Genomic DNA, 18170 nt, shown 5'->3' on the forward strand with positions numbered 1-18170 from the left:
GTTGGGCGCTTACAGGTGCCCGTCAAACATCATCACGTCGACCTCATCGCCGGCAGCCACATGGCCCTGATCGTGACCCAACACGATCAGCCCATTGGCTTGCACCATGGAGCTGAGCACGCCTGAGCCCTGGTTGCCGGTGATGCTGACCACCAATTGGCCCTCGGCGTTACGGCTCACGGTGCCGCGCTGGTATTCGGTGCGTCCCGGTTTTTTGCGCAAGGCCTCCATGCTGCGCGCTTTGAGCAGCGGCAAAGCCGGCGCTTTCCAGCCCATGAGTTGTTGCAGGGCAGGGCGCACAAAAGCGGCAAAGGTGACCATGACCGCCACCGGGTTGCCGGGCAAACCAAACAACACGGCCGAATGGCCCGCTTCGCTGATGCGGCCCACGGCCATGGGCCGGCCCGGGCGCATGGCGATGCGCCAGAAGGCCACATCACCGAGTTTTTTCATCATGGCTTTGGTGAAGTCGGCCTCCCCCACGCTCACACCACCGCTGGTGATGACGGCATCGGCTTGCTGTGCCGCTTGGCGAAAGGCTTGTTCTAACGCGGCGGGTTCGTCACGCACGACACCCATGTCGATCAGCTCGCAACCCAGCGCCTGCACCATGCCCGCCACGGTGTAGCGGTTGCTGTCATACACAGCGCCTTCGCGGGGCGCTTCGCCCAGGCTCAAGATTTCATCGCCGGTGGAAAAATACGCCACCTTGGGTTGGCGCCAGACGTGAATGGTGGGCAGGCCCAAACTGGCCAAGAGGCCACAGGCCGCCGGGCTCAGGCGGGAGCCCGCGGACAAGGCCACTTGGCCGGCCATCAAGTCTTCACCCAACAAACGGCGGTTGTCGCCCGCTTGCAAGAGGCCCGCAGGCACGAGCACCGCATCGCCCTCGGTTTTGACCAGCTCTTGCGGCGCCACGGTGTTCAGGCCTGCCGGCATGATGGCGCCCGTCATGATGCGCACGCATTCACCCGCCTGCACTTGGCCTTGCCAGGCGGCTCCTGCGAAGGCGGTGCCCACCACCTTCAAAGGCGTGGGCTGATCGGAATGGAGTTCACTGCCGCGAAAAGCATAGCCGTCCATGGCCGAGTTGTCGTGCGGGGGCACGCTGATGGGCGAGACCACGTCTTGCGCCAGGATGCGGCCCAGCGCTTGCATCAAAGGCAGGGTTTCTTGCTGCGCGACCGGTTGGACCAATTCCGCCAGAAAGGCGTTGACGTGGCCCGCAGGCAGGGCTTGTGGGTCATAGCCTTGCAGGCGTTGCGCAATCTCGGCGAGTGAGGAAGGCTGTGTCATGGGCAGTCAGCGGTGCCAGATGGGCACCGCAATTCAAAGGGATTCCAGTTGCAGCAATTCTGGCAAGGTGTTGGCATTGGCAAATGCATGGGGCTCGTCACCATCTTCGTTGAAGGGCACCAAGGCACAGCGGTGCTGACCTGTCCATGCATCGATCTTGCGACCACCGGCGTGGGTGAAGCTCACCAGGCTCTCCAAGAGCGAGACTTTGAGCAGGCAAAACACCGGTTGTGCCCGAACTTGGCCATCGCTTTCAGGCGCTGCGGCCATGGCCAGATCAGCGTCTTGTTCGTCCAGCGCTTGGCAAAGCCGCTCGATCAGGTCCAACGGAAACAGGGGGGAGTCACACGGCACGGTGAGCAACAGCGGCGTTTCGCAACGCTCCAGACCCGTCAGAAAACCGGCCAAGGGGCCTGCAAAACCATCGATGGTGTCGGGCCAGACGGGCACGCCCAGTGACTCGTAGGCGGACAAATTTCGGTTGGCGTTGAGGAGGATCTCCTCTGGCGGGAGGCTTTGCATTTGCAGACGCATCAGGGTTTGCAGGGCCAAAGGCAAGCCGCGAAAGTTCTGCAGGCCCTTGTCGATGCCGCCCATGCGTGAGCCGCGACCGCCGGCCAATATCAGCGCCGTGATGGCAGGAGGGTGTGCGTTCATGGCCATCAGCCTCCGATGTAACTCATTTCCACACGGCGGCCGGGGCCGCTGGCGGTGTCGGGGCCGCGCAGGCTGCGCAACACCGAGTACTGGTCGGTGCGACCTTGCCAAATGGCATCGACCGTGGCCGCCAGGACCTCGTCGGTTTGGCTCGGGTCGCGCAGCAGCTGGCGCAAGTCATAGCCTTGGCTGGCAAACAGGCACAGGTACAAACGGCCTTCGGTCGACAGCCGGGCGCGGTTGCAGTCGCCGCAAAAAGCCTGGGTCACGCTGCTGATCACACCGATTTCGCCCAAGCTGGGGTCGTGCAGGCCTTGCGCATTGGCAAAACCCCAGCGCTCGGCGGTTTCGCCGGGTGCCGAGTGGCCCAGTTGCACCAAAGGCAGTTCGGCGTGGATGCGTTGGACGACCTCTGCACTGGGCAGCACCTCGTCCATGCACCAGCCGTTGGTGGCACCCACGTCCATGTATTCGATGAAGCGCAAGACCACACCGGTGCCCTGAAAGTGCCGAGCCATCGGCAAGATTTCGTGTTCGTTGGTACCGCGTTTGACCACCATGTTGACTTTGATCGGCCCCAGGCCTGCGGCTTTGGCGGCCTCAATGCCTTGGAGCACTTCGTCGACAGGGAAGTCGACATCGTTCATTTTGCGGAAGACGGCGTCATCGAGCCCGTCCAAACTGACGGTCACGCGTTGCAGCCCAGCGTCTTTGAGGCTTTGGGCCTTGCGCGCCAGCAAAGAGCCGTTGGTCGTCAAGGTCAGGTCCAGGGGCTGGCCGTCCGGTGTGCGCAGGGCGGCCAATTGGGCGATCAGGATCTCGATGTTCTTGCGCAGCAAGGGCTCGCCGCCCGTCAAGCGGATTTTGCGCACGCCACGGCCCACAAACACTTTGGCCAATCGGGTGATTTCCTCAAAGCTGAGCAAATGGCTTTGCGGCAGGTAAGCGTAGTCCTTGTCAAAGACTTCCTTGGGCATGCAGTAGCTGCATCGGAAGTTGCAGCGGTCGGTGACGCTGATGCGCAGGTCCGTCAAAGGACGGCGCAGACCATCCAAAGGGGTGGCGCTCAAGGCGTGGCTGGCCACGGTGGGCAAGGGCAAGCTGGGGTGGCGCTGGTCAACCAGCGGAATGACGCGTTCAGACATGGGCTCGATTGTGCCCGAGGCCAGACCCCAAGGGCCCTCGGGCAAGCACCAGCCTTGGCGCCATCACGGTTTTCAGCCGTGCTGAATGGCCACGGTTTTGAGGGTGGTAAAGCCCAGCAGGGCTTCAAAGCCTTTTTCGCGGCCATAGCCCGAGGATTTGACCCCACCAAAAGGCAGCTCTACGCCGCCACCCGCGCCATAGTTGTTGATGAAAACTTGGCCACTGCGCACGCGTTTGGCCATGCGGAACTGGCGTGCGCCATCGCGTGTCCAGATGCCCGCGACCAAGCCAAATTCGGTGGCGTTGGCCAATTGGACGGCATGGTCCTCGTCGGTGAAGGCCATGGCCGCAAGGACGGGTCCAAAAACCTCCTCTTGAGCCAGGCGGTGTTGCACAGGCACATCGCGCAGCAAAGTGGGGGCCTGGTAATAGCCCCCCGCAGGCACGCCGTCGGTGATGCGGCCGTGCGCCACGGTGGCGATGCCATCGGCCGCGGCTTGGTCCAAGAAGCCCTTGACCCGCTCGAGTTGGCTGGCACGGATCAGAGGTCCGAGGTCCAGGTTCATGCTGGCCGAGCCCACTTGCAGGGCACTGAAGGCTTGTCCCAAGCGTTTGAGCAGAGGCTCGTAAATGCCTTGCTGAATCAGCACCCGTGAGCCAGCGCTGCAGGTTTGGCCTGCGTTTTGCACGATGGCGTTGACCACCACCGGAATGGCCGCGTCCAGATCGGCGTCTTCAAAAATGATTTGCGGGCTTTTGCCGCCCAACTCCAAGGTCACAGGGCAATGCCGCTCGGCCGCGACCTGCTGGATCAAGGTGCCCACGCGGGGGCTGCCGGTGAAGCTGATGTGGTCGATGCCCGGGTGACGTGCCAGCGCATCGCCCACTTCGTGGCCGTAGCCGGTGACGATGTTGATGGTGCCAGCAGGAAAGCCCACTTCGGCGGCCAATTGCGCCACGCGGATCAGGCTCAGGCAGGCATCTTCTGCGGGCTTGACCACACAGGCATTGCCCGCCGCCAAAGCACCGCCCACGCTGCGACCAAAGATCTGCATGGGGTAGTTCCAAGGGATCACATGGCCGGTGACGCCATGCGGTTCGCGCCAGGTCATCACGCTGTAGCCGTTTTGGTAGGGCAGGGTCTCACCGTGAAACTTGTCACAGGCGCCGGCATAAAACTCAAAATACCGCGCCAGCGCCACCGCATCGGCCGCTGCTTGCTTGGTGGGTTTGCCGCAGTCGCGTTGCTCCAGGGCGGTCAGCTCAAGCGCGTGTTCGCTCACTTTGCGTGACAGTGCCATCAGCAAACGTCCACGCTCCACGGCCGACAAGCGCCCCCACGGGCCGTTGTAGGCGGCGCGTGCGGCCGTCACGGCTTGGTCAATGTCTGCGGCTTGGCTGCGCGGAATTTGTTCAAACACCTGTCCGTCCGAAGGGTCGATGACGTCCAGTGTTTGCCCATTCAGGGCGGGCGCGGATTGGTTGGCTATGAAGTTCAATGGCATGGGGCCATTGTGCGCCGTGATGCGCACCAGAAAAATCACGCCCGAGACAGCTCGGGCAGCAGCCTTGATTCGGTTGCGTCTGTCGCGCAAGCCCTGTGAAAGTAAAATCGGGGTTAATCCCTAGGATTTCCATTCCCTCAACTTTTCCAACGAGACACCCATGTCCCTGAACAAAGTCACCCCAGGCAGCAAAGTTCCTGAAGCGTTCAACGTGATCATTGAAATCCCGATGAACTCCGATCCCGTGAAGTACGAAGTCGATAAAGATTCTGGTGCTCTGTTTGTGGACCGTTTCATGGGTACGGCCATGCATTACCCCACCAACTACGGTTATGTGCCCCAAACCATTGCAGGCGATGGCGACCCCGTGGACGTGCTGGTGATGACCCCATTCCCGCTGCCACCTGGCGTGGTCGTCCCTTGCCGTGCTTTGGGCATTTTGTTGATGGAAGACGAAGGCGGTATGGACGGCAAGGTGTTGGCTGTGCCGACTGAAAAAATCCTGGCCAGCTATGCCAACATCAAGACCCTGGACGACATCCACGAACTGCAACTCAAGCAAATCGCCCACTTCTTTGAACACTACAAAGACCTTGAAAAAGGCAAGTGGGTCAAGGTCAAAGGCTGGGAAGGCAAAGACGCTGCACACCAGGAAATCCTGGACGGTATCGCCAACTACAACAAGGCTTGATGCCTTCAGGCTCGGGGCGCCAAGCCCTGAGCAGTCCCTAATGCCTGCACGGTTTGCCCTGCAGGCATTTTTGTTTTCAGCCCTTCTTCAGGGGTGAGTGCGCTTGCAATTCGTCCATGTAATGGGACACACCTTGCGATTCACGCGCCAGATAGCGCTCAACCGCGTCTGAAAAGTCTGGGTGCGCCAGCCAATGGGCGCTGTGCGTGGGGGTGGGCAACAGCGCCCGCGCCATTTTGTGCTCGCCTTGTGCGCCCCCTTCAAAACGTTTCACGCCTTGCGCGATGCACCACGCTATGGGCTGGTAATAACAAGCCTCAAAGTGCAGGCAGTCCACCCGCGCCAAGGCCCCCCAATAGCGGCCGTAGGCCACATCGGGCTGGCCCTGTGCGTCCAGTCGCAGGCCGATCAGGCTGATCCCAATCGCTTGTGAACCGTGTTCGGCCACAAAGAGCAGCCAGTTTTCGGGCATCTCTTTTTGCATGGCTTCGAAAAAGCCGGGTTGCAGGTAGGGCGGATTGCCGTGTTCCCAATAGGTCTGCTGGTAGCAACGCACCAGCAAGGCCCAGTCATCGGCTTGCATGTCGGGGCCTCGCACGGCGCGAAACGTCACGCCAGCTTGTTGGACTTTGCGCCGCTCTTGGCGGATTTTTTTGCGCTTTTCCTGGTTCAGGCTGCCCAAGAAGTCATCAAAGTCTCGCCAGCCTTGGTTTTGCCAGTGAAACTGCACCTGGCTGCGCTCGAGCATGCCCGCTTGTTGGCAGGCTTTGAGGTCGTCGTCACTGGCAAACAAAATGTGCAAGGAGGGCAATTCTTGCCCTTCGCACCATTGGCGCAGGGCACTCATCAGGGCTTGCCGCGCATGAGGCGATTCCGCCAGCAAGCGAGAGCCTGGCACAGGCGTGAATGGGCAGGCCACCAAGGCCTTGGGGTAATAAGCCAGGCCGTGGCGTTCGTAAGCATCGGCCCAAGCAAAGTCGAACACGTATTCGCCACGGGAATGGGTTTTCAAATAAACCGCACACGCTGCTGCCAGCGTATCGCCCTTGGCGCTGGCTTGCCACAGGGTGATGACCCTCAAGGTCCAGCCGGTCTCGGGGCAGGCTGAGCCGCTGCGCTGCATGGCCGACAAATAGGCATGGCGCATGAAAGGTGTGGGGGCGTCTTGAATGGCCAGCAAAGCGTCCCAAGCGCAGGCGTCGATGGCATCCAGATCATCGAGCACCCGGATGACATAATTCAAGCTCACTTCTTGCACCTGTATGACTCTCCAAATTTGTGTGGCTCAGCTCAATTTCGTCGTGGGCGACATGCCGGGCAATGCCCGCAAGATCATCGATGCCGCTTCCGAGGCCTATGCTCAAGGCGCCCGCTTGGTGCTCACGCCTGAGCTTTCCATTTGCGGCTATGCCGCCGAAGATTTGCTGCTGCGCCCCGCCTTCATCGATGCCTGTGATGATGCCTTGAAAACAGTGGCCCAGGGGCTGGCTGGGTTAAAAGGCTTGCACGTGGTGGTGGGTCACCCCGAAGGCGGTGGCCTGCGCTCGCGCAGTGTGGCCGTGACGCGTCGCCACAACCGCGCATCGGTGCTGTGCGAAGGTCAGGTGGTCGCCTGCTACGACAAGCGCGAATTGCCCAATTACCAAGTGTTTGATGAGCGGCGTTATTTCACGCCCGGCGATGGCGTGGGGGTGTTCGAGATCGATGGCATTCGCGTGGGCTTGCTCATTTGTGAGGATGCCTGGTTTGATGAGCCCGCCCGACTGGCGCGGGACGCTGGGGCCCAGGTCCTGGCGGTGCTCAATGCCTCGCCCTTTCATGCGGGCAAGAGCGCCGAGCGCGAGCAACGCATGCGCGAGCGCGTGACCGACTGTGGCCTGCCTTTGGTCTACGCCCATTTGGTGGGTGGGCAGGACGAGGTGATTTTTGAAGGCCGCTCTTTCGCTCTGGATGGCGCTGGTCAAGTGGTGGCCAGAGCGGCGGGCTTTCGTGAAGCGAAGATGGTGGTGCAAGCCGATTGGCGCCAGGGCCGTGTGGCCTTGACCGGTGCGGGCCAGTCCGTAGAGGCTTTGCCATCCACAGAGGCCGAACTTTGGGACGCTTTGGTCCTGGGCGTGCGTGACTACTTGGGCAAAAACGGTTTCAAGGGCGCGATTTTGGGTTTGTCCGGCGGCATCGATTCGGCCCTGGTATTGGCCATCGCGGTGGATGCCCTCGGTGCGGACAAGATCCACGCGGTCATGATGCCTTCGCCGTACACAGCAGACATCAGCTGGATCGATTCACGCGACATGGTCAAGCGTCTGGGTGTGCGCTACGACGAGATCGCGATTTCGCCATTGTTTGATGGCTTCAAGCAAGCCTTGTCCAGCCAGTTTGCGGGCTTGAAAGAAGACACGACCGAAGAGAACATTCAGGCCCGCATCCGTGGCACCTTGCTGATGGCCTTGTCCAATAAAACCGGCGCCATTGTGCTGACCACCGGCAACAAAAGCGAAATGGCCACTGGCTACTGCACCCTGTATGGCGACATGGCGGGCGGTTTCGCCGTGATCAAGGACGTGGTCAAAACCCGAGTGTTTGACTTGGCCCGCTGGCGCAATCTGAATGACCCTTACGGCACCGGCAGCCAGCCCATTCCGGAGCGGATCATCACCCGGCCACCGAGCGCCGAGCTGCGACCTGATCAAAAAGACCAGGACAGCTTGCCTGCGTATGAGGTGCTGGACGCAATCATTGAGCGTTACATGGAAAACGATGAGGGCGTTGAAGCTTTGATCGCAGATGGTTTTGAGCGGGCCGATGTGGAAAAGGTCACCCGCCTGATCAAGCTCAACGAGTACAAGCGCCGTCAAGCGCCCGTGGGGATTCGCGTCACCCACCGCAGTTTTGGCAAGGATTGGCGTTATCCTATGACCAATCAATTTCGCGCTTAACTTTTCTCAGAGGATGTTCCCATGAAACAGATCACCGCCGTCATCAAACCATTCAAGCTGGAAGAAGTCCGCGAAGGCCTGGCCGAATGTGGCGTGACCGGTCTCACCGTCACCGAAGTCAAGGGTTTTGGTCGTCAAAAAGGCCACACCGAGTTGTACCGTGGTGCCGAATACGTGGTGGATTTCTTGCCCAAAGTGAAAGTGGAAGTGGTCGTGAAAGACGACGATGTTGATCGTTGCGTGGACGCCATCATCAAGGCCGCTCGCACAGGCAAAATTGGTGACGGCAAGATTTTTGTGACTTCGGTGGAACGCGTGGTGCGTATCCGTACCGGCGAAGAGGACGATACCGCCGTCTGATGGACGCTGACCCGGCTTGGCGATGCGCCACAAACCGGGTCTATTTCTTCAGATCAGTTCTGTCCGAGAAGGAAGACTCAAGCCGGATTGCTCCACCAGCGAAGTCAGCAATGCCGCTGCATCGCTTTGAACGCTGACCAGCTCGTTTTGCCACTGACCCATGAAGTCGTGCCGAACGACTTGGGCGATGAAAGCCGTCAGGCCGTCGTAGTAGCCATGGCAATTGAGGATGCCAATGGGCTTGTCGTGGTAGCCCAGTTGGCGCCAGGTCCACACTTCAAACAACTCTTCGAAGGTGCCGATCCCGCCTGGCAAGGCCAAGAACGCATCGGCCCGCTCGGCCATCATCCGTTTGCGCTCGTGCATGGTGTCCACCACATGCAACTCGGTCAGGCCGTGGTGTGCCCATTCTTTTTCGACCAAGGCGCTGGGGATGATGCCCACCACCTGACCGCCCGCGGCGAGCGTGGCTTGAGCCACGATGCCCATGAGGCCATTGCGACCGCCTCCGTAAACCAACTGGCCGCCATGCGACCCTATCCATTGGCCGACTTGGCGCGCGACTTGGGCAAAGCGCGGATCGTCTCCTGGACGGGAGCCGCAATATACGCAGATGGAAAAATTAGGGGGCGACATGTCTCGGTTCAGCCCACCAAGATGGGCTTGAGCGCGGCGGCCCAAATGCCCAGGCACAAAAGCAGGCTCAGCAAGACGGCGGCGCTGCCCATGTCTTTGGCCCGTTTGGACAGGTCGTGCCATTCGGGCCCGATCCGGTCAATCGCCGACTCCACGCTGGTGTTGAGCAATTCAACAATCATGACCAGCAAAACCGATCCGGCCAAGAGGGCGGTTTCTACCCAGCTTTGTCCCAGCCAAAAGGCCAGGGGGAGCATCACGACGGCCGCCAAGGCTTCTTGTCGAAAGGCGGTTTCGTGCCATCCTGCCTTGAGCCCTTCGATCGAATAGCCGCCCGCATGAAGCACGCGGTTTAGACCTCTTCTTGCTTTTTGTGGGTTGACGGACTCTGGGGGCGTTGGGTTTTCGGACATGGAGAAAAATCTTTATTGGGCGGAAATCAGGCGGGTGCCCGCCCATGCATCATGCCAAAACTGGTCTTGGGGGTGAAAACGACTGAGCAAGGCCCAGACCGCCACCCAACCCAAGGTGATGACGCCCACTTCCAGTGCTGGCAGAGCAAAGGGGTAAGTGATCAGCAGAGGCGGAAAGAACCAAAACCAACTCAGCAAGTACCGCAGAAGGGCTCGGCTTTGGGTGAGCGGCAGCCCTTGCGTGTCCACAGCGCGGATGTGCCAGGTTTTCATGGCCAGGGTTTGGCCACGCGACCAAAACCAGGTGAAGTAAATGCCCAGAATCAAGAAAACAAAGGCTTGCAAGCCTGGACGGTGATCCATGGCATGTCGGGTTTGGCTGAGGGCGCTGAAGAGATAAGCTGAAATGAAAACAACGCCAAACAGCAGCATGCCTTCATAGAGCCAGCAAGCCATTCTTCGTTTCAGGGAGGGGGCGCGCAAATTCGTGGGGACGGCTGTCCCAGAAGCAGACTTCGTCAAGAGGATGAGCCTTCAGTGTTCGACACGGGGCCTGTGGGTGCCGGTAATTCAACCGCTTTGGGGGCCTGTGGCAAGAGGGTCTTGCGGTCCAAAGGCTGAGCGCTGGCGGCAGGACGGGTGATGTCCTTGGCGCTGTCAATGTTGCGTGTGGTTGGCGCGACCAAGCGAACCGCGTCTGCTGGCTTGGAGATGGTGGCGGCACTTTTGGACGGTGCAGGTGTGCCGACGGCGAGCGTGCGTTTGTCTTCAGCGGACAAGGCTTGATAGGCTTCCCATTTAGCTTTTTTGTCCTCTTTGGGCAGACTTTGGACCGTATTGAAGTTGAACCGGGCCTGGTTGCGCTGCTGAGGGCTTAAGGCCACCCAATCGGCCATGCGGGTGTGCATGGTGGCTTGCTCGCTGGCCGGCCATTGAGAGAAATTTTGCGAAATGGCCAGCCATTTGCTTTGCTGCTGCGGCGTCAATTGGCCCCATTGACTGGCCAGAGGTGAGAGCGCCTTTTTTTGTTGTGGTGTCAATTGTTGCCAGCTGCTGGCCGACGACAGGACAGGGGCGCTCGCTGCAGAACTGGTGGGTGATTGCGCAGTGGCCGTGAGCAGCCATGCGCCCAAGAGCATGCCGCAAGCCGCCAAGCGCAGGGCCGCCCAAGACCACGAAAGTCGATGGATCTCAGTCATTTTTGCCACTGTCGCTGAGCCCTTGTTTCAAAAACTTAACAAAACCTGCATCGGCATAGGCATCTGGGGGTAATTCATCGGTCAATAACGCCGAGTCAATGGCGGCCAACTCGTTGGTGCGGTTGTCTTGTTGGATCCACTGGATCGCGCCCAGTCCAATGACCAAGGCCAGCACGGGCAAGGCAGACGCCAAAAAGCTCCAGAGGTTCAGGCCCTCGTCACCGGATCCGGTCAAGGTGCCATTGCTGTTGATCTGGGTGTTTTTGGCAAATCCCAGTTGCACGGCGGGCTTGCGTTGCGCCATGGCCAAATGGCGGGCAACCCGCAAGCGTTCAGAAATGTCGTGGGGCAGGCCAGGCGTGGCCAAGCTCAGTTGGGCGGAAAGTTGTCGTCCCAAGCGGTCCATGTTCATTTCTGCAGCAGTTTTTTGGTTTTTCATGGTCTCAATCCCTGGTTTTCCAAAGTTTGACTCAGCGCCTGAATGGCCCGAGAACAATGGGTTTTGACACTGCCTTCTGAGCAGCCCATCACGGCCGCGGTCTCTGCCACGTCCAACTCCTCCCAATAACGCAGCAGGAAGGCTTCCCGTTGACGAGGAGGCAAGGTCATGATGGCACTTTCGATGTGTTCGAGGGTTTGTACCCTGCCAATCCACTGTTCAGCGCTCTCGGCGCCGGCCTCCTGGCTGTTGGCGCTGACTTCCAGAAGGTCAAAATCCCCGCCACCATCGTCGGAGTCAAAGTCACTCAAATTAGAAAACAGCGCATTTTTGGTTTTTTGCCTGCGAAACCAGTCCAAAACCGTGTTGGACAGAATGCGTTGGAACAACAAGGGCAGTTCGGCCAAGGGCTTGTCTGCGTAGTTGGTGCACAGCTTGATCATGCTGTCCTGGAGAATATCCAAGGCCGCATCTTCATCGCGAACATGGTAGTAGGCGCGTTTAAACGCCTTTTTTTCCACGTTTTTCAGAAAATCTGAAAGTTCTGAGTCGGATGCCAAAATTGTTCAGCCTTCGCACTGACGAGGCCGTTGCCTGTTTGTAATGAAATGATCATGCAGTGCCGCAGCTTGGGCCTTGCATGAAGACGAGGCGATTATGTCACCGGGCGGGTCAGGCTTTGTGCTGATCACCTGCGTTTTTGGAAACCGGCTGTACAAATGCGATAATGCGCGATTGCAATTGAAAAAAAGCAAACGGATCACCGTCCGGCACATTTACAGTTTGGTGCCCATGTCGGTGGTCTCAAGTCCCAAAGCCACTTCAAAAGAGTCGAGCCCAGGGGCACCCAAGGTTTTTCGTTAGAGAAATTCACAAAGGTTGAATATGGACATGAACAAAGCCGAAACGGCAAAGCCCGCGGCCAGCGGACAAGAGCTTCGCGGCGCAGAAATTCTGGTCAAAGCGCTCCAAGCTGAGAACGTGCAATACATCTGGGGCTATCCCGGTGGAGCCGTGCTCCACATCTACGACGCTTTTTACAAACAAGACACGATTCAGCACGTTTTGGTGCGACACGAGCAAGCCGCCGTGCACGCTGCGGACGGCTTTGCCCGCGCCACCGGTGAAGTGGGCGTGGCATTGGTGACTTCGGGTCCTGGCCTGACCAACGCCGTGACCGGCATCGCCACGGCTTACATGGACAGCATCCCCATGGTGATCATCAGCGGCCAGGTGCCGACTGCTGCCATCGGTCTCGATGCCTTCCAAGAGTGTGACACCGTGGGCATCACCCGCCCCATCGTCAAGCACAACTTCTTGGTCAAGGATGCCAAAGACATGGCCGAGACCATGAAAAAGGCTTTCCACATCGCACGCAGCGGTCGTCCCGGTCCTGTGGTGGTGGACATTCCGAAAGACGTTTCATTCAACAAGACCCTTTACACGGGTTACCCCGAGTCTGTTGAGATGCGCTCTTACAACCCCGTGCGCAAAGGTCACGGTGGTCAAATTCGCAAGGCCTTGCAGTTGTTGATGGGGGCCAAGCGTCCTTACATTTACACCGGCGGCGGTGTTTTGCTGAGCAACGCCAGCGCTGAACTGCGTGCTTTGGTGGACATGCTCAACGTGCCGGTCACCAACACCTTGATGGGTCTGGGAGCTTTCCCCGCGACCGACCGCCGGTTTTTGGGCATGCTGGGCATGCACGGCACGCTCGAGGCCAACAACGCCATGCAGAACTGTGATGTTTTGCTGGCCGTGGGCGCCCGGTTTGACGACCGCGTCATCGGCAACCCCAAGCACTTCGCTTCGGTGGACCGCAAGATCATCCACATTGACATTGACCCCTCGAGCATCTCCAAGCGTGTCAAGGTTGATGTGCCCATCGTGGGCGACGTGAAAGACGTCCTGACCGAGCTCATGGGCATGATCCGTGAGTCTGGCCAAAAGCCCGATCCACAGGCCTTGGCCCAGTGGTGGGAAACGGTTGAAGGCTGGCGTAAACGCGATTGCATGAAGTACGACAACAGCAATTCGCAAGTCATCAAGCCCCAAAAAGTCATTGAGACCTTGTGGGACATGACCAAGGATGCAGATGCGTACATCACATCCGATGTGGGGCAGCACCAGATGTGGGCCGCTCAGTATTACAAGTTCAACGAACCACGCCGCTGGATCAACTCTGGTGGTTTGGGCACCATGGGCGTGGGCATTCCCTACGCCATGGGCATCAAACTGGCCAAACCAGACAGCGAAGTGTTCTGCGTCACGGGTGAGGGCTCGGTGCAGATGTGCATCCAGGAACTCTCGACCTGCCTGCAGTACAACACACCCATCAAAGTGGTGGCACTGAACAATGGTTTCTTGGGTATGGTGCGCCAGTGGCAGGAGATTGATTACTCCGGTCGTTACAGCCACAGCTACATGGACGCCTTGCCCAATTTCGTCAAATTGGCAGAGGCTTACGGTCACGTCGGCATCTTGGTTGAAAAACCGGAAGATGTAGAGCCCGCCTTGCGCGAAGCTCGCAGACTCAAGGACCGCACGGTTTTCTTGGACATCCGCACGGACCCGACTGAAAACGTGTTCCCGATGGTGCAGGCCGGCAAGGGCATCACCGAGATGCTTTTGGGCGTGGAGGACCTGTAATCATGAAACACATCATCGCTGTACTGATTGAAAACGAAGCGGGCGCTTTGTCCCGCGTGGTGGGCTTGTTCTCGGCGCGTGGCTACAACATCGAGTCTCTGACCGTGGCCCCCACCGAAGACCCGAGCCTGTCGCGCATGACCATCCAGACCGCAGGGTCGGACGACGTGATCGAGCAAATCACCAAGCACCTGAACCGCCTGATCGAGGTGGTGAAGGTGGTTGACCTGACCGAAGGCGCTTACACCGAGCGCGAGTTGATGCTCGTGAAGGTGCGTGCCGTGGGCAAGGAACGCGAAGAAATGAAACGCATGGCCGACATCTTCCGCGGCCGCGTGATCGACGTCACCGACAAGAGCTACACCATTGAGCTGACCGGTGACCAGACCAAGAACGACGCCTTTTTGGAGGCGATCGACCGCAGTGCCATTTTGGAGACCGTGCGCACGGGTGCATGCGGTATCGGGCGCGGCGAGCGCATCCTGCGCGTCTAAACCCACTCACTGACCTGTTTATTCCTAAGGAGAACCCCCATGAAAGTTTTTTACGACAAAGACTGTGATCTGTCCCTGATCAAAGGCAAAACCGTCGCCATCATTGGCTACGGCTCGCAAGGTCACGCACACGCCCAGAACCTGAACGAAAGCGGCGTGAAAGTCGTCGTCGGTCTGCGCAAAGGTGGCGCATCGTGGGACAAAGTGGCCAAAGCTGGCCTCACCGTCATGGAAGTCAACGACGCTGTCAAAGCCGCTGACGTGGTCATGATCTTGTTGCCTGACGAGAACATCCCTGAGGTCTACCAAAACAACGTAGCTCCCAACATGAAGCAAGGCGCCACCTTGGCTTTTGCTCACGGCTTCAACGTGCATTACAACCAGGTCGTGCCCCGCGCTGATTTGGACGTGATCATGGTTGCCCCCAAGGGCCCAGGCCACACCGTGCGCTCGGAATACCTCAAAGGCGGCGGCGTGCCCTCTTTGATCGCTGTGTACCAGGACAAGTCCGGCAAAGCCCGTGACCTGGCCCTGTCCTACGCCATGGCCAACGGTGGCGGCAAAGGCGGCATCATCGAGACCAACTTCAAAGAAGAAACCGAAACCGACTTGTTCGGCGAGCAAGCCGTTCTGTGCGGCGGCGCGGTGGAACTGGTGAAGATGGGCTTCGAGACATTGACCGAAGCTGGCTACGCCCCTGAAATGGCTTACTTCGAGTGCTTGCACGAACTCAAGTTGATCGTTGACCTCATGTACGAAGGCGGTATCGCCAACATGAACTACTCCATCTCCAACAACGCGGAGTATGGTGAGTACGTGACCGGCACCGAAGTCATCAACGAGAAGTCGCGCGAAGCCATGCGCAACGCCTTGAAGCGCATCCAGACTGGTGAATACGCCAAGATGTTCATCTTGGAAGGCCGCACCAACTACCCCAGCATGACGGCTCGCCGTCGCTTGAACGCCGAGCACTCGATCGAGCAAGTCGGCGCTCAACTGCGCGCCATGATGCCTTGGATTGCCAAGAACAAGCTGGTTGACCAAACCCGCAACTGATTTGCCCTGGGCAAAACTGAAAAAGGCCACTGCGGTGGCCTTTTTTCATGGCTGGCAGACTCGCTTAAACTGAGGGCTTGGGGCAAAACGCCACTCGCATCAGGACAGGAATGGATGATGAACAACGATATCGATAAATCCGAAGATGCCGACACCGCGGCGGCATCGCGCAAGCCATCCAAGGGCATCTACATGTTGCCCAACATGATCACCTTGGCCGCACTGTTTGGCGGTTTTTACGCCATCGTTATGGCCATGAATGGCCGTTTTGATTTGGCCACTGTGGGCATTTTGTGCGCCATGGTGCTCGACAGTCTGGACGGTCGCGTGGCCCGCATGACCAATACGCAAAGCGCGTTTGGCGAGCAAATGGATTCCCTTTCCGATATGGTTTCCTTTGGTGCGGCCCCCGCGCTGATTGCCTACGTCTGGGGCCTCAAGGGTTTGGGGCGTTGGGGTTGGATTGCGGCGTTTGTTTACTGCGCTTGCGCCGCGCTTCGCCTGGCGCGGTTCAACGTCAACACGGCAGTGGTGGACAAGCGTTATTTCCAAGGTCTCCCTTCACCTGCGGCAGCTGCTTTGGTGACGGGTTTCATCTGGATCATGATGGAAAACGCCATTGATCCGCAAAGCGTGGCTTGGTGGATGTTCGCTGTGGCACTTTTCTCCGGCCTGACCATGGTGACCAACGTGCCGTTTTACAGCTTCAAAGACATGCACATGAAGAAGACAGTGCCCTTCGTCTCACTGGTTTTGGTGGCGCTGGGGATTGCGGTGGTCAACATTGATCCGCCCACGGTGCTGTTTGCAATTTTTGTGGGTTATGGCCTCAGTGGCTACGCCATCTACATCTGGCGCAAAGCCAAAGGCCAGCCGACCAGCATGATCAGCACCTCGACCGACGAGCCCGAAGAGCGGGGCCTTCATCAGTGATGTCATGCCCATGACAGGTGGCTGATTTTTCTGTGCTAAAGTGAACCCATGAACAAATCTTTGCTGGCACTACTGCTAACGCCTCACGGGCGGGATGTGTAGCGCACGCGAACATTGTCCTCAAAGGCCCGTATGCCATCCGCAACGGGCCTTTTGCATTGGTGCATGGAATTGCGGGTTTTGACCAGGAGCGAATATGTCTGACAAATTGATCATTTTTGACACCACCTTGCGCGATGGCGAGCAGTCGCCCGGCGCCTCCATGACCCGCGACGAAAAGTTGCGCATCGCCCGTCAACTGGAACGCCTGCGCGTGGATGTCATCGAAGCCGGTTTTGCAGCCAGCTCCAACGGCGACTTCGAAGCCGTGCAAACCATCGCCAACGCGATCAAAGACTCGACCATTTGTTCTTTGTCGCGCGCCAACGACCGCGACATCGCTCGCGCGGCCGAAGCCCTCAAAGGCGCCAACAGTGGCCGCATTCACACCTTCATCGCCACGTCGCCTTTGCACATGGAAAAGAAGCTGCGCATGACGCCCGACCAGGTGTTTGAGCAAGCCAAGCAATCGGTGCGTTTTGCCCGCAATTTGGTGGGGGACATCGAGTTCAGCCCCGAAGACGGTTACCGCAGTGACATGGATTTCCTGTGCCGCGTGCTCGAAGCCGTGATCGCGGAGGGTGCCACCACCATCAACGTGCCCGACACCGTGGGCTATGCCGTGCCTGAGTTGTACGGCAATTTCATCAAAACCTTGCGTGAGCGCATCCCCAACTCTGACAAAGCCATTTGGTCGGTGCATTGCCACAACGATTTGGGCATGGCGGTGGCCAACTCTTTGGCTGGCGTGAAGATCGGTGGAGCCCGCCAAGTGGAGTGCACCATCAACGGGCTGGGTGAACGCGCAGGCAACTGCTCACTCGAAGAGGTGGTCATGGCGGTCAAAACCCGCCGCGATTATTTTGGTCTGGACGTGGGCATTGATGCCAGCCACATCGTGGCAGCCAGCCGCATGGTCAGTCAGACCACCGGTTTTGTGGTCCAGCCCAACAAGGCGGTGGTGGGGGCCAATGCCTTTGCGCATGCATCCGGCATTCACCAAGACGGCGTGCTCAAGGCACGCGACACCTACGAAATCATGCGTGCCGAAGATGTGGGCTGGACGACCAACAAGATCGTGTTGGGCAAACTCAGCGGGCGCAATGCCTTCAAGCAGCGCTTGCAGGATTTGGGCGTCGTTCTGGAAAGCGAAACCGAAATCAACAACGCCTTCGCCAAATTCAAGGAATTGGCCGACCGCAAGAGTGAAATTTTTGACGAAGACATCTTGGCCCTGGTGAGCGATGAAAGCGTCACCGCCGAGAAAGAGCAGTTTGGCTTTGTCTCCATGTCCCAGCACAGCGAAACCGGCGAACGCCCTCAGGCGTCGGTGGTCTTCACCGTGGCTGGCAAAGAAATGCATGGTCAATCCGACGGCAACGGCCCGGTCGATGCTTCCCTTAAAGCCATCGAGGCCATCGTCAAAAGCGGTGCCGAAATGGTGCTGTATTCGGTCAATGCCATCAGCGGGTCGACCGAAAGCCAGGGTGAAGTGACGGTGCGTTTGCAAAACAGCGGCCGGGTCGTCAACGGGGTGGGCTCGGACCCCGACATTGTGGTGGCTTCAGCCAAAGCGTATCTGAGCGCGCTCAACAAACTGCAAAGCAAGGCCGACAGGGTGGCCGCACAAGGTTGAAATGAAACCTTAGGGAGTACTATTC

At 58.7% G+C, this 18170-nt stretch carries 19 protein-coding genes; 8 read left to right on the top strand and 11 right to left on the bottom strand.

The window, feature by feature from the left end; translation table 11 throughout:
• Positions 1-9: 9 nt before the first annotated feature.
• The 4 genes from moeA to QLQ16_RS05130 all read right to left on the bottom strand — a co-directional run bounded on the left by moeA (position 10) and on the right by QLQ16_RS05130 (position 4604).
• Positions 10-1296, bottom strand: coding sequence for a molybdopterin molybdotransferase MoeA (gene moeA / locus QLQ16_RS05115; RefSeq protein ID WP_283223617.1), 1287 nt, complete (start codon positions 1294-1296; stop codon positions 10-12).
• 33 nt (positions 1297-1329) lie between these two features.
• Positions 1330-1953 (bottom strand): molybdenum cofactor guanylyltransferase MobA, encoded by a 624-nt coding sequence (mobA, locus tag QLQ16_RS05120; RefSeq protein ID WP_283223618.1) that lies wholly within the window; start codon positions 1951-1953, stop codon positions 1330-1332.
• Positions 1954-1958: 5 nt separating this feature from the next.
• Positions 1959-3098, bottom strand: a complete 1140-nt coding sequence (moaA, locus tag QLQ16_RS05125; protein ID WP_283223619.1) for a GTP 3',8-cyclase MoaA — start codon at positions 3096-3098, stop codon at positions 1959-1961.
• Between the two features lie 72 nt (positions 3099-3170).
• Complete coding sequence (locus tag QLQ16_RS05130) at positions 3171-4604, bottom strand: aldehyde dehydrogenase family protein (RefSeq protein WP_283223620.1); 1434 nt, start codon at positions 4602-4604, stop codon at positions 3171-3173.
• Positions 4605-4764: 160 nt separating this feature from the next.
• On the opposite strand from QLQ16_RS05130, the gene ppa reads away from it, so the two are divergent.
• Positions 4765-5295 (top strand): inorganic diphosphatase, encoded by a 531-nt coding sequence (gene ppa, locus QLQ16_RS05135; RefSeq protein WP_283223621.1) that lies wholly within the window; start codon positions 4765-4767, stop codon positions 5293-5295.
• A gap of 76 nt (positions 5296-5371) precedes the next feature.
• Here the strand turns inward: ppa and QLQ16_RS05140 are convergent, their stop codons facing one another.
• Positions 5372-6544 (bottom strand): GNAT family N-acetyltransferase, encoded by a 1173-nt coding sequence (locus tag QLQ16_RS05140; protein ID WP_431310379.1) that lies wholly within the window; start codon positions 6542-6544, stop codon positions 5372-5374.
• Between the two features lie 13 nt (positions 6545-6557).
• On the opposite strand from QLQ16_RS05140, the gene QLQ16_RS05145 reads away from it, so the two are divergent.
• Together QLQ16_RS05145 and QLQ16_RS05150 are read left to right on the top strand one after the other, a co-directional pair.
• Positions 6558-8231: an NAD+ synthase gene (locus tag QLQ16_RS05145; protein WP_283223623.1), complete on the top strand. Its 1674-nt coding sequence runs from the start codon at positions 6558-6560 to the stop codon at positions 8229-8231.
• Between the two features lie 21 nt (positions 8232-8252).
• The gene (locus tag QLQ16_RS05150; protein ID WP_283223624.1) at positions 8253-8591 is read left to right on the top strand and encodes a P-II family nitrogen regulator; all 339 of its coding nucleotides are present in this window, start codon (positions 8253-8255) and stop codon (positions 8589-8591) included.
• A gap of 48 nt (positions 8592-8639) precedes the next feature.
• Here QLQ16_RS05150 and QLQ16_RS05155 read toward each other — a convergent pair whose 3' ends face one another.
• The 6 genes from QLQ16_RS05155 to QLQ16_RS05180 are packed head-to-tail and all read right to left on the bottom strand — an operon-like array spanning position 8640 to position 11838.
• On the bottom strand, positions 8640-9227 hold the full coding sequence (locus tag QLQ16_RS05155; RefSeq protein WP_283223625.1) for an LOG family protein: 588 nt from the start codon (positions 9225-9227) through the stop codon (positions 8640-8642).
• A gap of 8 nt (positions 9228-9235) precedes the next feature.
• Complete coding sequence (locus QLQ16_RS05160) at positions 9236-9640, bottom strand: diacylglycerol kinase (RefSeq protein WP_283223626.1); 405 nt, start codon at positions 9638-9640, stop codon at positions 9236-9238.
• 12 nt (positions 9641-9652) lie between these two features.
• On the bottom strand, positions 9653-10108 hold the full coding sequence (locus QLQ16_RS05165) for an RDD family protein (RefSeq protein ID WP_283223870.1): 456 nt from the start codon (positions 10106-10108) through the stop codon (positions 9653-9655).
• A gap of 50 nt (positions 10109-10158) precedes the next feature.
• The gene (locus tag QLQ16_RS05170; protein ID WP_283223627.1) at positions 10159-10839 is read right to left on the bottom strand and encodes a DUF3106 domain-containing protein; all 681 of its coding nucleotides are present in this window, start codon (positions 10837-10839) and stop codon (positions 10159-10161) included.
• Positions 10832-11278: a DUF3619 family protein gene (locus QLQ16_RS05175; RefSeq protein ID WP_283223628.1), complete on the bottom strand. Its 447-nt coding sequence runs from the start codon at positions 11276-11278 to the stop codon at positions 10832-10834. The genes QLQ16_RS05170 and QLQ16_RS05175 overlap by 8 nt, the downstream gene beginning before the upstream one ends.
• Complete coding sequence (locus tag QLQ16_RS05180; protein ID WP_283223629.1) at positions 11275-11838, bottom strand: RNA polymerase sigma factor; 564 nt, start codon at positions 11836-11838, stop codon at positions 11275-11277. Before QLQ16_RS05180 ends, QLQ16_RS05175 begins: the two co-directional genes overlap by 4 nt.
• 325 nt (positions 11839-12163) lie before the next feature.
• Here QLQ16_RS05180 and QLQ16_RS05185 point away from each other — a divergent pair, with 325 nt between their 5' ends.
• The 5 genes from QLQ16_RS05185 (at position 12164) to QLQ16_RS05205 (ending at position 18145) form a co-directional block, all read left to right on the top strand.
• Positions 12164-13927 carry an acetolactate synthase 3 catalytic subunit gene (locus QLQ16_RS05185; RefSeq protein WP_283223630.1) on the top strand — a complete coding sequence of 588 codons (1764 nt, stop codon included), beginning with the start codon at positions 12164-12166 and terminating at the stop codon, positions 13925-13927.
• Between the two features lie 2 nt (positions 13928-13929).
• On the top strand, positions 13930-14421 hold the full coding sequence (gene ilvN / locus QLQ16_RS05190; RefSeq protein ID WP_283223631.1) for an acetolactate synthase small subunit: 492 nt from the start codon (positions 13930-13932) through the stop codon (positions 14419-14421).
• Positions 14422-14460: 39 nt separating this feature from the next.
• A complete protein-coding gene (gene ilvC, locus QLQ16_RS05195) occupies positions 14461-15477 on the top strand; it encodes a ketol-acid reductoisomerase (protein WP_283223632.1) in 1017 nt (338 codons plus the stop codon).
• 117 nt (positions 15478-15594) lie between these two features.
• Positions 15595-16410 (top strand): CDP-diacylglycerol--serine O-phosphatidyltransferase, encoded by an 816-nt coding sequence (pssA, locus tag QLQ16_RS05200; RefSeq protein WP_431310380.1) that lies wholly within the window; start codon positions 15595-15597, stop codon positions 16408-16410.
• Between the two features lie 196 nt (positions 16411-16606).
• Positions 16607-18145 carry a 2-isopropylmalate synthase gene (locus tag QLQ16_RS05205; RefSeq protein ID WP_283223633.1) on the top strand — a complete coding sequence of 513 codons (1539 nt, stop codon included), beginning with the start codon at positions 16607-16609 and terminating at the stop codon, positions 18143-18145.
• Positions 18146-18170: the final 25 nt, after the last annotated feature.

It is taken from the genome of Limnohabitans lacus (assembly GCF_030053395.1).
Lineage (GTDB): Bacteria > Pseudomonadota > Gammaproteobacteria > Burkholderiales > Burkholderiaceae_C > Limnohabitans_A > Limnohabitans_A lacus.

Coding starts and splice junctions, on each gene's coding strand:
- pssA (WP_431310380.1), top strand. CDS start 15,595: ATGAACAACGATATCGATAAATCCGAAGATGCCGACACCGCGGCGGCA.
- mobA (WP_283223618.1), bottom strand. CDS start 1,953: ATGAACGCACACCCTCCTGCCATCACGGCGCTGATATTGGCCGGCGGT.
- ilvC (WP_283223632.1), top strand. CDS start 14,461: ATGAAAGTTTTTTACGACAAAGACTGTGATCTGTCCCTGATCAAAGGC.
- ppa (WP_283223621.1), top strand. CDS start 4,765: ATGTCCCTGAACAAAGTCACCCCAGGCAGCAAAGTTCCTGAAGCGTTC.
- QLQ16_RS05160 (WP_283223626.1), bottom strand. CDS start 9,640: ATGTCCGAAAACCCAACGCCCCCAGAGTCCGTCAACCCACAAAAAGCA.
- QLQ16_RS05205 (WP_283223633.1), top strand. CDS start 16,607: ATGTCTGACAAATTGATCATTTTTGACACCACCTTGCGCGATGGCGAG.
- QLQ16_RS05150 (WP_283223624.1), top strand. CDS start 8,253: ATGAAACAGATCACCGCCGTCATCAAACCATTCAAGCTGGAAGAAGTC.
- ilvN (WP_283223631.1), top strand. CDS start 13,930: ATGAAACACATCATCGCTGTACTGATTGAAAACGAAGCGGGCGCTTTG.
- moaA (WP_283223619.1), bottom strand. CDS start 3,098: ATGTCTGAACGCGTCATTCCGCTGGTTGACCAGCGCCACCCCAGCTTG.
- QLQ16_RS05170 (WP_283223627.1), bottom strand. CDS start 10,839: ATGACTGAGATCCATCGACTTTCGTGGTCTTGGGCGGCCCTGCGCTTG.
- QLQ16_RS05175 (WP_283223628.1), bottom strand. CDS start 11,278: ATGAAAAACCAAAAAACTGCTGCAGAAATGAACATGGACCGCTTGGGA.
- QLQ16_RS05185 (WP_283223630.1), top strand. CDS start 12,164: ATGGACATGAACAAAGCCGAAACGGCAAAGCCCGCGGCCAGCGGACAA.
- QLQ16_RS05155 (WP_283223625.1), bottom strand. CDS start 9,227: ATGTCGCCCCCTAATTTTTCCATCTGCGTATATTGCGGCTCCCGTCCA.
- QLQ16_RS05145 (WP_283223623.1), top strand. CDS start 6,558: ATGACTCTCCAAATTTGTGTGGCTCAGCTCAATTTCGTCGTGGGCGAC.
- QLQ16_RS05130 (WP_283223620.1), bottom strand. CDS start 4,604: ATGCCATTGAACTTCATAGCCAACCAATCCGCGCCCGCCCTGAATGGG.
- moeA (WP_283223617.1), bottom strand. CDS start 1,296: ATGACACAGCCTTCCTCACTCGCCGAGATTGCGCAACGCCTGCAAGGC.